The following is a 17,105-nucleotide window of genomic DNA, read 5'->3' on the forward strand; positions in this document are numbered from 1 at the left end:
GCAGCGTAGCCGGATAGGGTCGCACGATGATCCCGACCGCGACCCCTACCGCGACGGTGCCCCCGGCGCCGCGCGTGCTCCTCGTGTGGGACGCGCCCAACATGGACATGAGCCTCGGCTCGCTGCTCGGGGCGCGCCCCACGGCCGCGTTCCGGCCACGGTTCGACGCCGTCGGCCGGTGGCTGCTCGAGCTCGCCGGCCCGGAGGCCGTCGCCGAGGCCACGGTCTTCACCAACGTCGCTCCCGGCAGCACCGAGGTCGTCCGCCCCTGGGTCGAGGCGCTGCGCAACGTCGGTTTCGCGGTGTTCGCCAAGCCGAAGCTCAGCGACGACTCCGACGTCGACGACGACATGCTCGCCCACATCGCGCTGCGCGCCGCGGAGGGCGGCCTGCAGCACGTCGTGGTGGCGTCCGGGGACGGGCGCGCGTTCCGCGAGCCGCTCGAGGACCTCGACGCGGCCGGTACCGGCGTCACGGTCATCGGGTTCCGGGAGCACGCGACCTTCGCGCTCAACTCCGAGGTGATCGAGTTCGTCGACCTCGAGGACATCGACGGGGTGTTCCGCGAGCCGCTCCCGCGCATCACCCTCGACTCGCTGCCCGAGACCGGCGCCTGGCTCCCGCCGTTCCGCTCGCTCCGGTCGCTGCTGGAGCCGCGGCGGTGACACCGATCCGGCTCGCCGCGCCGGTCGTGCTGCCGTGCGACCCGGGGTGCTCCGTCCTGCGGGACGCGGTGGTGGACGTCGACGCGGACGGCCGGATCGCGCACGTCGGGCCGCGGGCGACGGCGCCGCCGAGCACCGCGCCCGTCACCGAACTGCCGGGGGCGCTCCTGCCCGGGCTGGTCAACAGCCACGCGCACACGCCGATGATCGCGCTGCGCGGCATGGGTGGCGACCTGCCGCTGCTGCCGTGGCTGCAGGACGTCATGTGGCCGGCCGAGGGGCGGCTCGAGGCGGGCGACGTCCGGGTGGCGATGACGTCCGGGTGCGTCGAGCTGCTGCGCACCGGCTGCACCACCAGCGTGGAGATGTACTTCTTCACCGACGCGGTGATCGACGCCGTGACGGCCGTCGGCTCCCGCGTCGTCCTCACCCCCGGCGTGATCGCCGCACCGGGCTGGGACCGGATCGGCACGTGGGAGCAGATGCGTGACGACGTGTCCGCGCGCATCGACGCGAACGGCCTGCGTTCGGGGCCGGGGGACCGCATCGAGCTCGGCTACGGCCCGCACGCCGCGTACACGCTCCCGCCGGAGGCGCTCGCCTCGGTGGCCGAGCACGCCCGCGCCCGCGACGCCCTGCTGCACATCCACGTCGCCGAGGCGCCCGACGAGGACCGCGCGCAGCGCGCGTCGCACGGCACGGTGCCCGCCCTGCTGGACGACGTCGGCGCGCTCGGCGGGCGGGTCCTCGCCGCGCACGGCGTGCACCTCTCCGACGCCGACATCGCGCTGCTCGCGGCGCGGGGCGCGGCGGTCGCCCACTGCCCGGGCTCGAACGCGAAGCTCGCGGCCGGCATCGCGCGGGTCACCGCCCTGCGCCGGGCCGGGGTGCGCGTGGGTCTCGGGACCGACGGGCCGGCGTCCGGCGACGACCTCGACCTGTGGGCCGAGGCCCGGCTCGCCGGGCTGCTCGCCCGCGTGAGCAGCGGGGACGCCGCCGCGCTGACCGCCGCCGAGCTGCTGCTGATGGCCACCCGCGACGGCGCCGCCGCGATCGGCCGGGACGACCTCGGGGCGGTCGCCCCCGGCTGCTGGGCCGACCTGGTGCACGTCGACCTCGACGACCCGGTGTTCGTCGCGCCCGAGGACGACGCGCAACTCCTGTCCAACCTGGTGTGGGCGGGCGGCTCCCGCCTCGTCCGCGACGTGTGGGTCGCCGGCGAGCAGGTGCTCGCGGGCGGCGAGCCGACGCGCGTGGACCGGCGGGCCGCCACCGTCGCCCTGCGCGCGGCGGCGGCCCGGCTGCGCGCCTGAACGGCCCCGACCGATCGGCCGGGGCCGGCCGGCGTCACCAGCGGCCGTGGGAGCCCTCGTAGGAGCGGTGGTGGCGTCCGCTCTCGTGCGGGACGCGGCGGCCGCGCGGGGTCGTCGCGGTGCCGGGCGCGAGGGCCTGCACCGGGATCGGCGCCGTCAGCGGGTCGCGGCGGAAGGCGTCGACGGGATCGGCGGCGCTGCGCTGCGCCGGGCGGGCCTGCGGGACGACGGGGTCGTGCTGACGGCTGCGCCAGCCGCTGCGGCTGAGCGCGTGGAAGATCGGTGTCAGGGCGGCCTCCTCGCTGTAGGAGTGCCGGCCGGTCACCGGGCCCCAGTCGTCGTCGGCGTTCGGGTAGCGGGTGGCTGCCAGCCAGTCCAGGTCCGTCACAAGCTCGGACACGCGTCACCTCCGTGATCGACCGTGCGCCGCTGCTGCGTCCGGCTCTCTTCCTGCTGAGCCGTTCGGCGCACTCTGCCACCCACAACGGGGACACTCGGGCGTGGAAACGGCCGCGACGAGACCGTTACAGGCCTGCGGGCCGATTCCCCTCGTTCGGGTGGATCCGGCGTGTCGCACCGCTCTCGTGCGTATTCGTCCGCGGCGCAGCGCGACCCTTTCGGGATGCCCTCGAGCGGGCCCGCACCACGTCGCGGTCGTCCCGCGGGCTTCCGTGCGCGCGATTCGCGCGGGATTGGGCCGACGAGGTGGCGAGGAACGCGCATCCGCAATCGCAGCGTGACCGTTCCTCACCTGAGCGGGCCAGCGAGACCACGGTCAGCGGTCAATCACACGGGTGTCATTCCACGCAGCGTTTCCCGCCACGGCGGGGAACGCGCGGTGCGCGACGCAGCGCAGTCGTCCGGTCAGGTCGCGGAGTCGAGCTCGTCGACGCTCGCCAGGTCCAGCGCGAGCTCGGCCGCACGCACGTTCTCCTCGAGGTGCTCCACGTTCGCGGTGCCCGGGATCGGGAGCATCACCGAGGAGCGCTGCAGCAACCACGCCAGCGCGACCTGCGAGGGCGTCGCCCCGATCCGCTCGCCGACCCGCGCGAGGACCCCACCGGGCTGCGCGAGCCGGCCGGACGCGATCGGGGCCCACGGGATGAAGCCGATCCCCTGCTCCGTGCAGTAGCGCAGGACGTCGTCGCTGCCGCGGTCGGCGAGGTTGTAGTGGTTCTGCACCGACGAGACGTCGACGACGGTGCGCGCCTGCTCGATCTGGTCGACGCCCACCTCCGACAGCCCCACGGCGGCCACCTTCCCCGCCGCCTGCAGCTCGGCGAGCGCGCCGAACTGCTCGTCGGCGGGGACCTGCGGGTCGACCCGGTGCAACTGGAACAGGTCGATCCGCTCGACCCCCAGCCGGCGCAGGCTCTGCTCGCACTGCTGGCGCAGGTACTCCGGCCGGCCGTAGGCCTGCCACTCGTCGGGGCCGGTGCGCACGAGGCCGGCCTTCGTGGCGATCGTGATCCCGTCGTAGGGGTGCAGCGCCTCGCGCACGAGCTCCTCGGCCACCTCCGGGCCGTAGGAGTCGGCCGTGTCGAACAGGTCGACGCCGAGGTCGGCGGCGCGGCGCAGCAGGGCGACCGCGGCGGCGGGGTCGGCGGGTGGACCCCACACCCCGGGCCCGGTGAGCTGCATCGTGCCGAAGCCGAGCCGGTGCACGCCGCCGTGGGAACCACCGAGCGGGAAGCGTCCGGACGCGGCGGCGGGGCGCGTGTCGGGAAGTGTGCTCACCTCGCCCACGATCGCACCGGGTCCGAGGGCGTCGCCGCAGAACGTGACGGGCGCCTCGCCCTGCGTCATGCCATGTCACACCGCCGTGACACGGGGAGGCGATCCACCCCGATCGGCGCCATCGATTGCCGGGTCGGATGTCGCGCACTACCGTTCGGCCGTGGCCAAGATCGTGCCGTTGCCGCAAGCGGTGTCGGAGCTCGTCCACGACGGGGACACCGTCGCGCTGGAGGGGTTCACGCACCTCATCCCGTTCGCGGCGGCCCACGAGGTCATCCGGCAGCAGCGGCGGGACCTGACGCTGGTGCGGATGACCCCGGACCTGGTCTACGACCAGATGATCGGCGCCGGCTGCGCGTCGCGGCTCGTGTTCTCCTGGGGCGGCAACCCGGGCGTCGGGTCGCTGCACCGCATGCGCGACGCGCTGGCCACCGGGTGGCCCGTACCCCTGGAGATCGAGGAGCACAGCCACGCCGGGATGGCCAACCGCTACGTCGCGGGTGCCTCCGGGCTGCCGTTCGCCGTGCTGCGCGGCTACAGCGGCACCGACCTGCCCGCCCACACCGACACGATCTCCACCGTGCAGTGCCCGTTCACCGGGGAGCAGCTGGCCGCGGTCGCGGCGCTCAACCCGGACGTCACGATCGTGCACGCCCAGCGGGCCGACCGCGACGGCAACGTCCAGCTGTGGGGCATCACCGGCGTGCAGAAGGAGGCCGTGCTGGCCGCGCGCCGCGCGCTCGTCACCGTCGAGGAGGTGGTCGACGAGCTGACGCCGGTGCCGGGCGCCGTGGTGCTGCCCCGCTGGGTGCTCGACGCCGTGGCGGTCGCGCCGGGCGGGGCGGCCCCGTCCTACGCCCACGGCTACTACGACCGGGACAACGCCGCCTACCGCGACTGGGACGCCGTCAGCCGGGACCGCGACGCGTTCACGCGCTGGCTGCGCAGCATCGAGGAGGCGGCATGACCGGGACGGTGGAGCCGGTGGCCGGCACCGAGCCGACGGCGACCTGGACCGCCGACGAGATGATGAGCATCGCCGCCGCCCGCGCCCTGCGCGAAGGGCAGGCCTGCTTCGTCGGGATCGGGCTGCCCTCGACCGCGGCCAACCTCGCACGCAGGCTGCACGCCCCGCGGCTGGTGCTGATCTACGAGTCCGGCACCCTCGACACGCGCCCCGACGAGCTCCCGCTGTCGATCGGCGACGGGATACTGGCCGACGCGGCGCTCAGCGTCGTCGGGGTGCCCGAGGTGTTCAACTACTGGCTGCAGCCCGGCCGGATCGACGTCGGGTTCCTCTCCGGCGCCCAGATCGACCGGCTCGGCAACATCAACACCACGGTGATCGGCGAGTACGACGAGCCCGACGTGCGCCTGCCCGGCTCCGGGGGCGCCCCGGAGATCGCCGCGTCGTGCCGCGAGGTGATCGTGGTGATGCGCCACCGCCTGCGGGCCTTCGTGGAGCAGGTCGACTTCGTGACGTCCGTCGGTCACGGCAGCGGTCGCGGGGACCGCGAGCGGCTCGGGTTGCGCGGCGCGGGCCCGGTGCGCGTGATCACCGACCTCGGCGTGCTGGAACCGGACCCGGAGACGGGCGAGCTCGTGCTCACCGCGCTGCACCAGGGGATCGCGGTCGAGCAGGCGCGGGCGGAGACGGGCTGGCCGCTGCAGGTCGCGGCCGACCTGATGTTCACCGCTCCACCGACCACCGAGGAGCTGGGGACGTTGCGGGCGATGCGCACGGTCGGATCGGGCGGTGCGGCATGACGGTGGACCTGCACCACCTCGACGAGGGGCCGCGCGACGCCCCGCCGCTCGTGCTGTCCGGCTCGCTCGGGTCGACCCTGGAGATGTGGCGCCCGCAGGTGGCGGCGCTGACCGAGCGGTTCCGCGTGATCCGGGTGGACCACCGCGGCCACGGCGGCTCAGCGGTGCCACCCGGCCCGTACCGGATCGCGGACCTGGCCGGTGACGTCCTGGCCCTGCTCGACCGGCTCGGCCTCGACCGGGTGGCGTGGTGCGGGCTCTCGCTGGGCGGCATGGTCGGCATGCACCTGGCCTCCGAGGCCCCGGAGCGCATCTCGCGGCTCACCCTGTGCTGCACCACCGCGCACTTCCCGGACCCGACGCCATGGGAGGAGCGCATCGCGGCCGTCTCGTCGGGTGGCACCGGGCCGCTCGCGCAGGGTGTGGTGGCGCGCTGGTTCACCCCCGGCTGGGCCGCGGCGCACGCGGACGTCGTCGCCGAGGCCGAGGCGATGGTGGCCGGCACCCCCGACGACGGCTACCTCGCCTGCTGCCAGGCGATCGAGGCGTGGGACCACCGCGACCGGCTCGGTGCGATCTCGGCGCCGACGCTCGTGATCGCCGGTTCCGGCGACCTGGCCACGCCCGTGGAGCCGCACGCGCGGACGCTCGCCGAGGGCATCCCGGGTGCGCGCCTCGAGGTGCTCGACGCCGCGCACCTCGCCTCGGTCGAGGCCGCCGACGAGGTCACCGCACTGATCGCGGAGATCTCGACGCCCTGACCCGCCCGGCCGGCGGGGTGCCCCCCACCGGCTGGTCGGCCGCGGGCCGGGACGACCACACGGCCTCCCCGCGGGTGAGGCCCGGCAGCCGGCGTTCCACGACGTCGAGCCGGCGGACCGGGACCGTGCCGGCGAGCCGCCACGCCGCCGCGGTGCCCGCGGTCTCCTCGATCCGGGCGCCCAGTGCCGTGAGCCGGGACGCGACGTCGCTCAGCACGCCCGACGGGATCTCCAGCTCGAAGGCGTGGTGGGGCTCGTACACGCGGGTGCCGGCGCGGTCGAGCGCGCGGGCCAGCACCAGCGGGGTGAGGCCCCGGAAGTCGGCGGCCACGCTCACCGGCGCGCTGAACCCGGACCGGACGAGGGTGACGCGGCAGTCCGTCACCGCCCACCCGTGCGGTCCCCGCCGGCTCGCCAGGTGCACGGTCTCCTCGATGGCGGTGTGGAAGGCCCGCGGTAGCGCGCCCAGCTCGGTCTCGTACCGGAACGTCACGCCGCTGTCGCGGGCGGACGGCTCGACGCGGAGCCCGACCGTCGCCCAGAACCGGCCGAGGGCCGGGCCGCGCCGGCCGATCTCCTCGGCGGCCTCGCCCACGCCGACCGGCCGCTCGACGCAGACGATCCGGCTGGGCGCGAAGCGGGCTCGCACGCCGTACTCGGTGGCGAGCGTCTGCGCGATGACCTCCTTCTGGACCTCGCCGTAGAGCAGCACCTCCGTGGTGCCGCCGGGCAGCACCTCCGCGTGGATCAGCGGGTCCTGCTCGGCGAGGTCCAGCAGCGCCGCGTGCAGGCGCGCCCCGTCCGCCGGATCCTCCGGGCTCGCCTCGGTGCGCAGGGTCGGCCGGGCGAAGTGCGGCGTGCGGGCGCCGCCCTCGTCCCCGTCGGCGTCCCCGCCGAGGCGGTCCCCGACGCGGACGCCGGGCAGCCCGCGGATCCGCGCGATGCGCCCGGCCACCAGGCGCGACGAGCCGGGCTCTCCGACGACCTGCAGGGAGGTGACCTGGCCCGTGCTCTCCTCCGGCGCACCGTCGGCGCCGCGGCGGTGCAGCGTCAGCCGCTGCCGCGCGACGACCTCCCCGGCGAACAGGCGCAGGTACGCGGCCTTCTCCCCGGACGGGCCCCGCTCGACGGCGAAGACGGTGCCTCGCGGCTCACCGCCCGCCGCCGGTGCGGACGGCAGCAGCCGCACGACCCCGTCGACGAGCGCCGCGACGCCCTCCCCGGTGAGGGCGGAGCCGAAGAACGCGGGATGCGCCCGGCCCGCCGCGGTGGCCGCCGCCAGCGCGGACTCCACCTCCCGGGCGTCGAGGGGTGGTCCGTCGACGACGCGGGCGAGCAGGTCGTCGTCCGTCTCGGCCAGCACCTCGGCGACCCGGGCGCGGAACCCCGCCTCGTCGAGCGAACGGGGGATCGCGCGAGCGGTCCGCGTGCCCAGCGCGTGGGTTCTCGTCATGTCGACGACGTGCGGTGCGAGGATGCGCCCGACCTCGGCGAGCAGGTCCTCGTGCCGGGCACCGGACCGATCGATCTTGTTGACGAACAGCACGGTCGGCAACCGGAGGGCGCGCAGCGTCCGCACCAGCACCCGGGTCTGCGCCTGGACGCCCTCGACCGCCGACAGCACCAGGACGACGCCGTCGAGCACGGCGAGGGCGCGTTCGACCTCGGCGATGAAGTCCGGGTGGCCGGGGGTGTCGATCAGGTTGACCTGGGTGGCGCCGACGGTGAACGCCACGACCGCGGAGCGGACGGTGATCCCGCGCTCGCGCTCGATCGCGCCGGTGTCGGTCTGCGTGTCCCCGCCGTCGACGCTGCCGAGGCGGGAGATGGCGCCGGTCTCGTAGAGCAGGCGCTCGGTCAGGCTGGTCTTACCGGCGTCGACGTGGGCGAGGATGCCGATGTTCAGGGTGCGGGGGACGGGCATGGGCGAGGACCTCGGGAACCGCGGAGCGATGGGGACGCTGGGGTGTTCCGAGGAGTTCGCGCATGGAAGGGGCTCCCGCCGACGGCCGATGGGTCGGGGAGAGCGTGGACGGGCGGCAGTGGACGGCGCAACCGAGTTCGCCGCGCCCGAGCCGCGTCGCGGATCGGCGAAGATCGCGGCACGGCGGGGTATCCGCCATCATTGCCGTGGGCGAGAACCTGGAGGTCGAGTGCCGGAAGCGTGGGACCGAGGATGATCTCCGCCGGGCCACCGGGGCCATGACCGGGGCGGACCTCGGGATCGAGGACCTCGAAGCGCAGCGCGTCCCGCTGACCGGCTTCTGCTACCGCATGCTCGGGTCCGCGGCCGACTCCGACGACGCCGTGCAGGAGACGCTCGTCCGCGCGTACCGGAACCTTGCGAGCTTCGACCCGGCGCGCGGGCGGCTGACCACCTGGCTGTACCGCATCGCCGGCAACGTGTGCATCGACATGCTCCGCGGCGCGCGCCGGCGGGCGTTGGCGATCGACATGGGGCCCGCCGCCCGGGACGGCGAGCTCGGCACCCCGCTGCCCGCGGACCGGTTCGTGGAGCCGATGCCGGACTCCCGGCTGTTCGGCGTGACCGATCCCGCCGAGCGCGTGGTCGGGCGCGAGACCGTCCGGCTGGCGTTCCTCGCGGCCCTGCAACGGCTCTCCGCACGGCAGCGGGCCGCGCTCGTGCTCCGGGACGTCATGGCCTTCTCCGCGCAGGAGACGGCGGAGGTCCTCGGCACCAGCGTGGCGTCGGTGAACAGCGCGCTGCAACGGGCCAGGGCCGCGCTCGCCGCCGACCCCCCGGGGCCCGCCGACGTCCTCGACCCCGAGAACGCGGCGCAGCGGAACCTGCTCGACCGCTACGTCGCGGCGTTCGAGGCGCACGACGTCGCCGGGCTGGCCCGCCTGCTGCGGGAGGACGCGATGTCGTCGATGCCGCCGTTCGCGTGGTGGCTCTCCGGCGCGTCCCGGATCACCGCGGTGATGGCGGCGAGCGACGCGTGCGCGGGCGACCGCCTGGTCCCGACCGCGATCAACGGCTCACCCGGCTTCGGGCAGTACCGCCCCGGCCCGGACGGCGAGCTGCGCCCGTTCGCGCTGATCCTTCTGGAGCTGCGGGGCGGCCGCGTGGCCCACATCGTCACGTTCCTCGGGACCGCGGGCCGATTCGCCGAGTTCGGGCTTCCGGAGCGAGCACCGCGATGAGTTCCCGGGCGGCCGGTCGTATCCACCTCGACACCACGGCCGACCCGGAGGAACCCGATGCGATCCGAGATCTTCGACGAGACCTGCGCGGAGCGCGCCCGGCTGCTCGCGCTCCTGGAGCAGCTCGACCCCGAGCAGTGGAGCAGCCGCTCCCTGTGCGCCGGCTGGCGGACGCGCGAGGTCGTCGCGCACATGACGATGCCGTTCCGGACGACACCGCTGCGGTTCGCGACCGGCATGGTGCGGGCGCGCTTCTCCTTCGACCGGTTCGCCGACCGGGCGGCCCGCGCGGACGCGGCGGCGATGAGCGACGACGAGCTGCTCGCGCAGCTGCGGGACAACGTCCGGCACGACTGGCGACCCCCGGGTGGCGGCGAGGTCGGTGCGCTGAGCCACGACGTGATCCACGGGCTCGACATCAGCGAGCCGCTGGGCCTGCCGGCGCCGCCCGCCGAGCGGATCGCGACCGTCCTGCGGGGCGCAGGCCCGCGCAACCTCGACTACTTCGGCGTGCGCCTGCACGGGACACAGCTCGTGGCCACCGACGCCGACGTGTCGGTCGGCGACGGGAGCCCCGTGCGGATGCCGGTGAAGGACGTCCTGCTCGTCGTCACCGGGCGCCGCGCGCTCACGGACCGGGACCCTCGCCGATCGTCCTCGTGACCGCGGCCTCGTAGGCGAGCAGGGTGTCGACCACGAGCCTGCGCTCCGCGGGCGTCAGCGGGCCCAGGGCCTCCCGCCACGCCCGTGCGCCGGGGGCGAGCCACCGGGAGACGGCGGGGCGCACGTCGTCGTGCAGGTCGACGATCCGCCTGCGCCGGTCCTCGGGGTCGGCACGGCGGTGCAGGACCTCCTTGCCGCTCAGCTCACTCACGAGCAGGCTCACCGTGGTCGGCGCGACGTGGAGCCGCTCCGCCAGCTCGGACACGGTGAGCGGGCCGTCGAGGAGCAGCATCGACAGCAGCGACAGGTGGCGCGGCGTCAGCTCCAGCGACCGCAGGGCCGCGGGCGGGGGCAGCTTCTTGATCCGCCCGACCAGGCGCGGGAACACGAGCATGAGCTCGCGCACCGCACCGTCGGCGGCTTCCGGTGTGGACACGTCCCACTCTCGCCAGTAGCTTTGGAATCAAAGGTTTCTACGGTGCTCCGGAGGACGGTATGCCCCATCTGATCGTGTACGCCAGCGAGCCCGACCTGACCGGCCGGGAAGCCGAGGTGATCGCCGCGCTGACCGACGCCGTCGTCGCCGTCTACGGCGAGTGGGCGCGCGAGATCGCGGTCGTGCAGCTCGTCGGGCTCCCACCCGGTCGCTGGGGGATCGGTGGCCGGGCGGCGGCCGCGCCCGCGCCCCGGGTGACGTTCGGCATCAAGGACGCCGCGTTCTCCCGCCCGGACGCGGACGAGATCGTGGCGCGGCTGGTCGCCGGCGTGACCGACGCGCTGGTCGCGGTGTTCGGCGAGCAGGTCCGCGCCGGCACGACCGTGGAGCTGGTGGGAACGCCCGCGGGCCGCAGCGGCATCGGCGGCGAGGTGGTGCTGACCTAGGCGTGGTGGCTGGGCCGGCCGGCTCGCGTCCCGGAACAGGATTCGCACGACGAACGGCACGCTCGTCGGTTAGGTACCGACGAAAGTGCCGTTCGTCAGCCGTGGGCCAGGTCGGAGAAGCGGCTGTAGTGCAGCTGGTGGGCCACCGTGATCGTGTTGGTGGGCCCGTTGCGGTGCTTGGCCAGGATCAGGTCGGCCTCACCGGCCCGCGGGTCGTCGCGCTCGAAGGCGTCGGGGCGGTGCAGCAGGATGACCATGTCGGCGTCCTGCTCGATCGATCCCGACTCGCGCAGGTCCGACAGCATCGGGCGCTTGTCGGTGCGCTGCTCCGGCCCGCGGTTCAGCTGGCTGATCGCCACCACCGGCACCTCGAGCTCCTTGGCCAGCAGCTTGATCTGCCGGGAGAACTCCGACACCTCCTGCTGGCGCGACTCGACCTTGCGGCCCGACGTCATCAGCTGCAGGTAGTCGAGGATGATCAGCTTGAGGTCGTTGCGCTGCTTGAGGCGGCGGGCCTTGGCCCGGATCTCCATCAGCGTGAGGTTCGGCGAGTCGTCGACGAACAGCGGCGCCTCGCTGATCTCGCTCATCCGGCGTGCCATGCGCGTCCAGTCGTCGTCGCTCATCCGGCCGGCGCGCATGTCGGCCAGCCGGATGCGCGCCTCGGCGGACAGCAGCCGCATGACGATCTCGGACTTGCTCATCTCCAGCGAGAAGACGGCGCTGGTCAGACCGTGCTTGACCGAGCAGGAGCGGGCGAAATCCAGTCCTAGCGTGCTTTTGCCGAGCCCAGGCCGCGCCGCTACGACGATCATCTGCCCCGGGTGCAGGCCGTTGGTGGCCGCGTCGAGGTCGGCGAAGCCGGTGGGCACGCCCAGCGCGACACCACCGCGGGAGGCGATGGCGTCGATCTCGTCCATCGTGGGCTGCAGCAGCTCCTCGAGGGCGACGTAGTCCTCGCTGGTGCTGCGCTCGGTGACCTCGTAGATGGCGGCCTGGGCGCGGTCGACGACGTCGTTGACCTCGGCACCTTCGGAACCGTGGTAGCCGAGCTGCACGATCCGCGTGCCGGCCTCGACGAGGCGGCGGAGGATGGCCTTCTCCGCGACGATCTCGGCGTAGTAGGCGGCGTTGGCGGCCGTGGGCACCGTGGCGATCAGCGTGTGCAGGTACGGCGCGCCGCCGAGGCGGATCAGCTCGCCCCGGCGCTGCAGCTCCGCGGACACGGTGACGGCGTCGGCGGGCTCGCCCCGGCCGTAGAGGTCGAGGATGCAGTCATAGACGGTCTGGTGGTTGGGCCGGTAGAAGTCGTCGGGCCGCAGGACCTCCACGACGTCGGCGATGGCGTCCTTCGACAGCAGCATGCCGCCGAGCACCGACTGCTCGGCGGTGAGGTCCTGGGGGGGTTGGCGGTCGAAGGTGCCGTTCGGGTCCGCGCCGTCGTTCGCCGCGCGGACCGGACGCGGCCTTCCCGTTCCACGGTCATCAGCCAGTGCCATACGCAGCGTCACCCCCTGTCGCCATTCTATCGAACAAAGGTTCGATGCGCTCGACGACCTCCGGATGGCCCCCCGGGAAACGGAAGGGGTCGGCGTGGTCGAGTCCTCGCACCCCGGGCGTGAGGCTAAGCGTCCGCGCCGACGCCTCCAAACCGTCCTGTGCGCTGCCCTGTGGACCGAATGGGGAGGGATTCCCCCCGGTGCAGGACCGCGTAGGGACCGTCCTGTGGACAGTGTGGGGACAACCGCCGAGTTTCCGGCGTATTCTCTGGTCAGCAGCTTGTCACAGGGTGTGGACAACTTTTCGCTGCGACACGCCGCTGCCCGCCCGTTCGGCGTGTCGCCGCCGCCGGGGAAGCCCCCACTGGGCGCGTCCGAGCGGTCACTGGGCGACGTCACCGTCACTTCGCGGCGCGCCACCTGGACGGGTGGCACCCGGCCGTCGCGGGGCGGGCCACAACAGTGAACGGGGCGGGACCCGGGCGTGTTGCCCGAGCCCCGCCCCGTTCACGGTGCGTGACGAAATCAGCTGCCGGTCAGGCGCCGACCACAGCGACGTCGAGGTCGGTGGTGACCTCAGGGTGCAGCCGGACGGTGACCTGGTGCGTGCCGACCGTCTTGATCTGCCCCGGCACGTCGACGGACCGCCGGTCCAGCGCCGGGCCGCCCGCAGCGCGGACGGCGTCGACGACGTCGGCGGCCGTGACCGAGCCGAAGAGGCGGCCCGAGTCGCCGGCAGCCTTGGCCTTGACCGTGACCGAGAGGCCGCCGAGCTGGCCCGCGACCTCCTTGGCGTGGCCGAGGTCCCGGATCTGCCGGGCCCGCTGCGCGCGCTGGATGGCCGCCACCTGCTTCTCGGCCCCGCGGGTGGCCACGATGGCCATCGAGCGGGGGAGCAGGTAGTTGCGGCCGTAGCCGTCCTTGACCTCCACGATGTCGCCGGGCGCGCCCAGGTTGGGCACGTCGGCGGTGAGGATGAGCTTCACGGGTGGTCTCCTCCTCAGCGCGCGGTCGAGGTGTAGGGCAGCAGCGCGACCTCGCGGGAGTTCTTGACCGCGACCGCGACGTCACGCTGGTGCTGACGGCAGTTGCCGGTGACCCGGCGAGCCCGGATCTTGCCGCGGTCGGAGATGAACTTCCGCAGCAGGCCGGTGTCCTTGTAGTCGATGTCCTGGGCCTTGTCCTTGCAGAACGCGCACACCTTCTTCTTCGGCTTGCGCAGGACGGGCTTGGCCATGGTGGTGCTCCTGGTCGTTGCTCGATACCCGCCACGGGGGCGGGGAGTGGTCTCTGGCTAGAACGGGGGCTCGTCGTCGGCGCTCGGGCCGCTGCCTGCGGGCGGTGCGGAACCCCACGGGTCGTCCATCGGGGCACCTCCGCCCCCACCGCCACCGCCGGAGCCGCCGCCGTACCCGCCTCCGCCGCCACCGCCGCCGCCGAAGCCACCGCCGCCACTGCCACGGCTGACCTTGTTGACCTTGGCTGTGGCGTAGCGCAGGGACGGGCCGACCTCGTCGACCTCGAGCTCGACGACGGTGCGCTTCTCGCCCTCGCGGGTCTCGAAGCTGCGCTGCCGCAGGCGGCCCTGCACCATCACGCGCATGCCGCGGGTGAGCGTCTCGGCGACGTTCTCCGCCGCCTGCCGCCACACGTTGCAGCGCAGGAACAGCGCGTCGCCGTCCTTCCACTCACCGGACTGGCGGTCGAAGGTGCGCGGGGTGGACGCCACCGTGAAGTTGGCGACGGCCGCTCCGGACGGCGTGAAACGCAGCTCCGGGTCGGCGGTGAGGTTGCCGATCACCGTGATGACGGTCTCGCCGGCCATCGTGCCCGGGCCCTCAGCCCGTGCTGGCGGGCGCGGCGGCCCGCTTCGGCTCGGCGGCGACGGCCTTCTTCGGCTCGCGGCGCAGGACCTTGGTCCGCAGCACGGACTCGTTCAGGCCCAGCTGCCGGTCGAGCTCGGCGACGGTGGCCGGCTCGCAGGTGACCTCGAGGACCGCGTAGATGCCCTCGGCGTGCTTCGCGATCTCGAAGGCGAGACGGCGCTTGCCCCAGACCTCGATCTTCTCGACGGTGCCCTTGTCGGTCTTCACGACGTTGAGGAACGTCTCCAGGGACGGCGTCACTGTGCGCTCGTCCAGGCTGGGGTCGAGGATGACCATCAGCTCGTAATGACGCATGAGAACCACTCACCTCCTATGGACTGGAACGGTCGCGGTCCATCCGCGACAGGAGGTTCTCAGTAGGCCCCGACAGAACGGTCGCCATCGGCGACCCCGGGCGGCGCTCGGCGAGCACCGGTCGGACCTGGCAACGAGGTTACCAGCGGGAACACCGCCGACCGCGCGCGGGACCCACCGTTCACGATCGTGCACGCACCGGCCGGCGCCGCGGGGTCCGACCACGACGCCAGACGCCGGGGTGTCGGGGGTTGTCACTACGCTGGCCACATGCTCATCGGGGCACACGTGCGCGAGGCCGATCCGATCGACTCCGCAGCGGAACGCGGCGCCGACATCGTGCAGATGTTCCTGGCCGACCCGCAGGGGTGGAAGAAGCCCCCGGCGCACCCCCAGGCCGAGCAGCTGCGCGCAGGCGGGCTCACGGTGGTCGTGCACTCGCCCTACGTCGTGAACGTGGCGTCGCTGAACAACCGGATCCGCATCCCGTCGCGCAAGCTGGTGGTCCAGCACGCGGAGGCCGCCGCCACCGTCGGGGCGATCGGGCTCGTCGTGCACGGCGGGCACGTCACCCAGGGCGAGGACGCCGCGAAGGGCGTCGAGAACTGGCGGAAGTTCGTCGAGCGCCAGGCCGGCGAGGGCGGCTTCGCCGTACCGGTCCTCATCGAGAACACGGCGGGCGGCGACAACGCGATGGCCCGCCACTTCGACGCGCTCGCCCGCCTGTGGGACGCCGTCGGGGAGTTCGGGGTCGGCTTCTGCCTCGACACCTGCCACGCCTTCGCGGCCGGGGAGGACCTCGTCGACGTCGTCGACCGCGCGAAGGCGATCACCGGGCGGATCGACCTGGTGCACCTGAACAACTCCCGCGACGAGTTCGGTTCCGCACGCGACCGGCACGCCAACGTGGACGACGGCACGATCGAGCCCGACGCGCTGGTCGCCGTGTGCGCCGCCGCGGGCGCCCCGGTGGTCGTCGAGACACCGGCCGAGGGGCAGGCCGCCGACATCGCCTTCCTGCGCGAGCGGCTCGGCTCGTGACGCCCCAAGTGGCGGCGCGCGCCGCCGGGACGGCGCCGTGACCGGCACCGCGGTGGACGCCGTGTCCGGGGAGCACGTGGCGCCCCGAACCCGCCCGGCCGTCGCCGTGAGCCGCGCGGTGCTCGCGGTGCTGGTGCTGCTCACCGGCGTCACGCTGCTGCTCGGCTACGCCAACAAGGCCCGATGCACGGGCCCCGAGTTCGACGAGTCCGGACGCTCCCAGCCCGACTACGGCGTGCGCATGGAGCGCGACGTCTGCTACTCCGACATCCAGCACCTGTGGATCGGGCGTTCGATCGACCAGCACGTGTTCCCGTACGTGAGCGGGTCCATCAGCCCCGAGGGCCAGCTGCGCGGCGGGAGCGTCGAGTACCCGGTCCTCACCGGGCTGCTGATCTGGGGCGGCGCGCTGTTCGCCGAGACCGACGCCGCGTTCCTGCTGGGCTCGGCGCTCCTGATGGCACCGTTCGGCCTGGCCACCGGGTACCTGCTCGGGCGGTTGACGCGGTGGCGGGCCCTGCTGTGGGCGATCGGCCCTCCCGTCGTGCTCTACGCGTTCCACAACTGGGACCTGCCGGTGGTGGCCTGCGCCGTCGCGGCCGTGTTCGTCGTGCACGGTCTGCGCAGCGACCGCTCGCTGGCCCAGCGCAGCACGGTCGCAGCGGTCCTGCTCGGGCTGGGGTTCGCGTTCAAGCTGTACCCGGGCGCCTTCGTGCTGCCGCTCGCGCTGTACGTCCTCGTGGCCGCGCACCCGGGCCGGCTGGAGTGGCGCGCCGCGCTGCGCGTGCCGGTCGCCGCGGCCCTCACCGTCGTGCTGGTGAACCTGCCGTTCGCGCTGGCCGGCTACGAGGGCTGGCGCGCCTCGTTCACGTTCCAGCAGCTCCGCAAGGTCGACTTCACGACCAACTCGATCTGGTTCTGGGGATTCCGCCCGAGGTCCGACCCGGACGACGTCGGCTTCCAGTCCCTCATGGACTGGCTCTCGCCCACGCTGGTGCTCCTGTCCTTCGCGGTGGCCGTCGCCGTGGGGTGGTGGCGCTGGCGCCGGGACGGCGTCTACCCGTGGGTCGGCGTGAGCGCGGCGATGCTGTGCGGGTTCCTGCTCCTGCACAAGGTCCACTCACCGCAGTACACCCTCTGGTTGCTGCCGTTCTTCGTGCTGGTGCAGGTGCCGTGGTCGGTGATCGGGGCGTACCTGATCGCGGACGTCGCGATGGGCATCGGCATCTTCCGCTGGTACTACCACCTGCACGCGGGCCTCGGCACCAGCATCTACGACGGGTTCTCCGCGCAGGCCGTCACGATCGGCGTCTGGGGTCGCGCCGCCCTGCTGGTGGTGCTGTTCGTCCTGTTCCTCCGCATCCCGGACCGGATCGCCGCCACCCCACCACCCCGCCGCAGCCCCCTGGCGGAGACGGTCGCGTAGATCCGG

19 protein-coding genes are annotated in these 17,105 nt (G+C 73.7%); 10 read left to right on the top strand and 9 right to left on the bottom strand.

Annotation, left to right across the window (positions count from 1 at the left end):
• The first annotated feature begins 26 nt into the window (after positions 1 to 26).
• Both FB558_RS14265 and FB558_RS14270 read left to right on the top strand, forming a co-directional pair.
• Positions 27 to 665, top strand: a complete 639-nt coding sequence (locus FB558_RS14265; protein ID WP_142052848.1) for an NYN domain-containing protein — start codon at positions 27 to 29, stop codon at positions 663 to 665.
• Positions 662 to 1,978, top strand: coding sequence for an amidohydrolase family protein (locus FB558_RS14270; protein WP_142052851.1), 1,317 nt, complete (start codon positions 662 to 664; stop codon positions 1,976 to 1,978). The genes FB558_RS14265 and FB558_RS14270 overlap by 4 nt, the downstream gene beginning before the upstream one ends.
• Before the next feature lie 34 nt (positions 1,979 to 2,012).
• Here FB558_RS14270 and FB558_RS14275 read toward each other — a convergent pair whose 3' ends face one another.
• Both FB558_RS14275 and FB558_RS14280 read right to left on the bottom strand, forming a co-directional pair.
• The gene (locus FB558_RS14275; RefSeq protein WP_142052854.1) at positions 2,013 to 2,378 is read right to left on the bottom strand and encodes a hypothetical protein; all 366 of its coding nucleotides are present in this window, start codon (positions 2,376 to 2,378) and stop codon (positions 2,013 to 2,015) included.
• Positions 2,379 to 2,842: 464 nt separating this feature from the next.
• Entirely contained in the window at positions 2,843 to 3,784 is a 942-nt protein-coding gene (locus FB558_RS14280) for an aldo/keto reductase (protein WP_142052857.1), read from the bottom strand.
• 91 nt (positions 3,785 to 3,875) lie between these two features.
• Between FB558_RS14280 and FB558_RS14285 the strand changes: the two genes are divergently transcribed.
• From FB558_RS14285 to pcaD, 3 genes are read left to right on the top strand one after another with little or no spacing between them, the layout of a single operon-like run.
• Positions 3,876 to 4,682, top strand: a complete 807-nt coding sequence (locus tag FB558_RS14285) for a CoA transferase subunit A (RefSeq protein WP_142052860.1) — start codon at positions 3,876 to 3,878, stop codon at positions 4,680 to 4,682.
• Positions 4,679 to 5,482, top strand: coding sequence for a CoA-transferase subunit beta (locus FB558_RS14290; RefSeq protein ID WP_142052863.1), 804 nt, complete (start codon positions 4,679 to 4,681; stop codon positions 5,480 to 5,482). The genes FB558_RS14285 and FB558_RS14290 overlap by 4 nt, the downstream gene beginning before the upstream one ends.
• On the top strand, positions 5,479 to 6,243 hold the full coding sequence (gene pcaD, locus FB558_RS14295) for a 3-oxoadipate enol-lactonase (RefSeq protein ID WP_142052866.1): 765 nt from the start codon (positions 5,479 to 5,481) through the stop codon (positions 6,241 to 6,243). The genes FB558_RS14290 and pcaD overlap by 4 nt, the downstream gene beginning before the upstream one ends.
• Here pcaD and FB558_RS14300 read toward each other — a convergent pair.
• Positions 6,209 to 8,167 (bottom strand): elongation factor G, encoded by a 1,959-nt coding sequence (locus tag FB558_RS14300; RefSeq protein WP_142052869.1) that lies wholly within the window; start codon positions 8,165 to 8,167, stop codon positions 6,209 to 6,211. The genes pcaD and FB558_RS14300 overlap by 35 nt on opposite strands.
• 206 nt (positions 8,168 to 8,373) lie before the next feature.
• Here FB558_RS14300 and FB558_RS14305 point away from each other — a divergent pair, with 206 nt between their 5' ends.
• Complete coding sequence (locus FB558_RS14305; protein WP_246106424.1) at positions 8,374 to 9,408, top strand: RNA polymerase subunit sigma-70; 1,035 nt, start codon at positions 8,374 to 8,376, stop codon at positions 9,406 to 9,408.
• Positions 9,409 to 9,465: 57 nt separating this feature from the next.
• Positions 9,466 to 10,071 carry a maleylpyruvate isomerase family mycothiol-dependent enzyme gene (locus FB558_RS14310; protein ID WP_142052872.1) on the top strand — a complete coding sequence of 202 codons (606 nt, stop codon included), beginning with the start codon at positions 9,466 to 9,468 and terminating at the stop codon, positions 10,069 to 10,071.
• Here FB558_RS14310 and FB558_RS14315 read toward each other — a convergent pair.
• Positions 10,037 to 10,465, bottom strand: a complete 429-nt coding sequence (locus tag FB558_RS14315; protein WP_142054204.1) for a MarR family winged helix-turn-helix transcriptional regulator — start codon at positions 10,463 to 10,465, stop codon at positions 10,037 to 10,039. The genes FB558_RS14310 and FB558_RS14315 overlap by 35 nt on opposite strands.
• A gap of 101 nt (positions 10,466 to 10,566) precedes the next feature.
• Here FB558_RS14315 and FB558_RS14320 point away from each other — a divergent pair, with 101 nt between their 5' ends.
• Positions 10,567 to 10,953, top strand: coding sequence for a hypothetical protein (locus tag FB558_RS14320; RefSeq protein ID WP_142052875.1), 387 nt, complete (start codon positions 10,567 to 10,569; stop codon positions 10,951 to 10,953).
• Between the two features lie 95 nt (positions 10,954 to 11,048).
• Here the strand turns inward: FB558_RS14320 and dnaB are convergent, their stop codons facing one another.
• From dnaB to rpsF, 5 genes are all read right to left on the bottom strand, one after another.
• Positions 11,049 to 12,452 (bottom strand): replicative DNA helicase, encoded by a 1,404-nt coding sequence (gene dnaB, locus FB558_RS14325; RefSeq protein WP_142052878.1) that lies wholly within the window; start codon positions 12,450 to 12,452, stop codon positions 11,049 to 11,051.
• A gap of 536 nt (positions 12,453 to 12,988) precedes the next feature.
• Complete coding sequence (gene rplI, locus FB558_RS14330; protein WP_142052881.1) at positions 12,989 to 13,438, bottom strand: 50S ribosomal protein L9; 450 nt, start codon at positions 13,436 to 13,438, stop codon at positions 12,989 to 12,991.
• A gap of 14 nt (positions 13,439 to 13,452) precedes the next feature.
• Positions 13,453 to 13,689, bottom strand: coding sequence for a 30S ribosomal protein S18 (gene rpsR, locus FB558_RS14335; protein ID WP_094923024.1), 237 nt, complete (start codon positions 13,687 to 13,689; stop codon positions 13,453 to 13,455).
• 57 nt (positions 13,690 to 13,746) lie between these two features.
• Entirely contained in the window at positions 13,747 to 14,277 is a 531-nt protein-coding gene (locus FB558_RS14340) for a single-stranded DNA-binding protein (protein ID WP_142052884.1), read from the bottom strand.
• 13 nt (positions 14,278 to 14,290) lie between these two features.
• The gene (gene rpsF, locus FB558_RS14345) at positions 14,291 to 14,632 is read right to left on the bottom strand and encodes a 30S ribosomal protein S6 (RefSeq protein WP_142052887.1); all 342 of its coding nucleotides are present in this window, start codon (positions 14,630 to 14,632) and stop codon (positions 14,291 to 14,293) included.
• 270 nt (positions 14,633 to 14,902) lie between these two features.
• On the opposite strand from rpsF, the gene FB558_RS14350 reads away from it, so the two are divergent.
• Positions 14,903 to 15,673, top strand: coding sequence for a deoxyribonuclease IV (locus tag FB558_RS14350; RefSeq protein WP_142052890.1), 771 nt, complete (start codon positions 14,903 to 14,905; stop codon positions 15,671 to 15,673).
• A 61-nt stretch (positions 15,674 to 15,734) separates the two neighbouring features.
• Positions 15,735 to 17,099 carry a glycosyltransferase family 87 protein gene (locus tag FB558_RS14355; RefSeq protein WP_425468022.1) on the top strand — a complete coding sequence of 455 codons (1,365 nt, stop codon included), beginning with the start codon at positions 15,735 to 15,737 and terminating at the stop codon, positions 17,097 to 17,099.
• Positions 17,100 to 17,105: the final 6 nt, after the last annotated feature.

It is taken from the genome of Pseudonocardia kunmingensis, assembly GCF_006716445.1.
In the GTDB taxonomy this organism is placed as follows: domain Bacteria; phylum Actinomycetota; class Actinomycetes; order Mycobacteriales; family Pseudonocardiaceae; genus Pseudonocardia; species Pseudonocardia kunmingensis.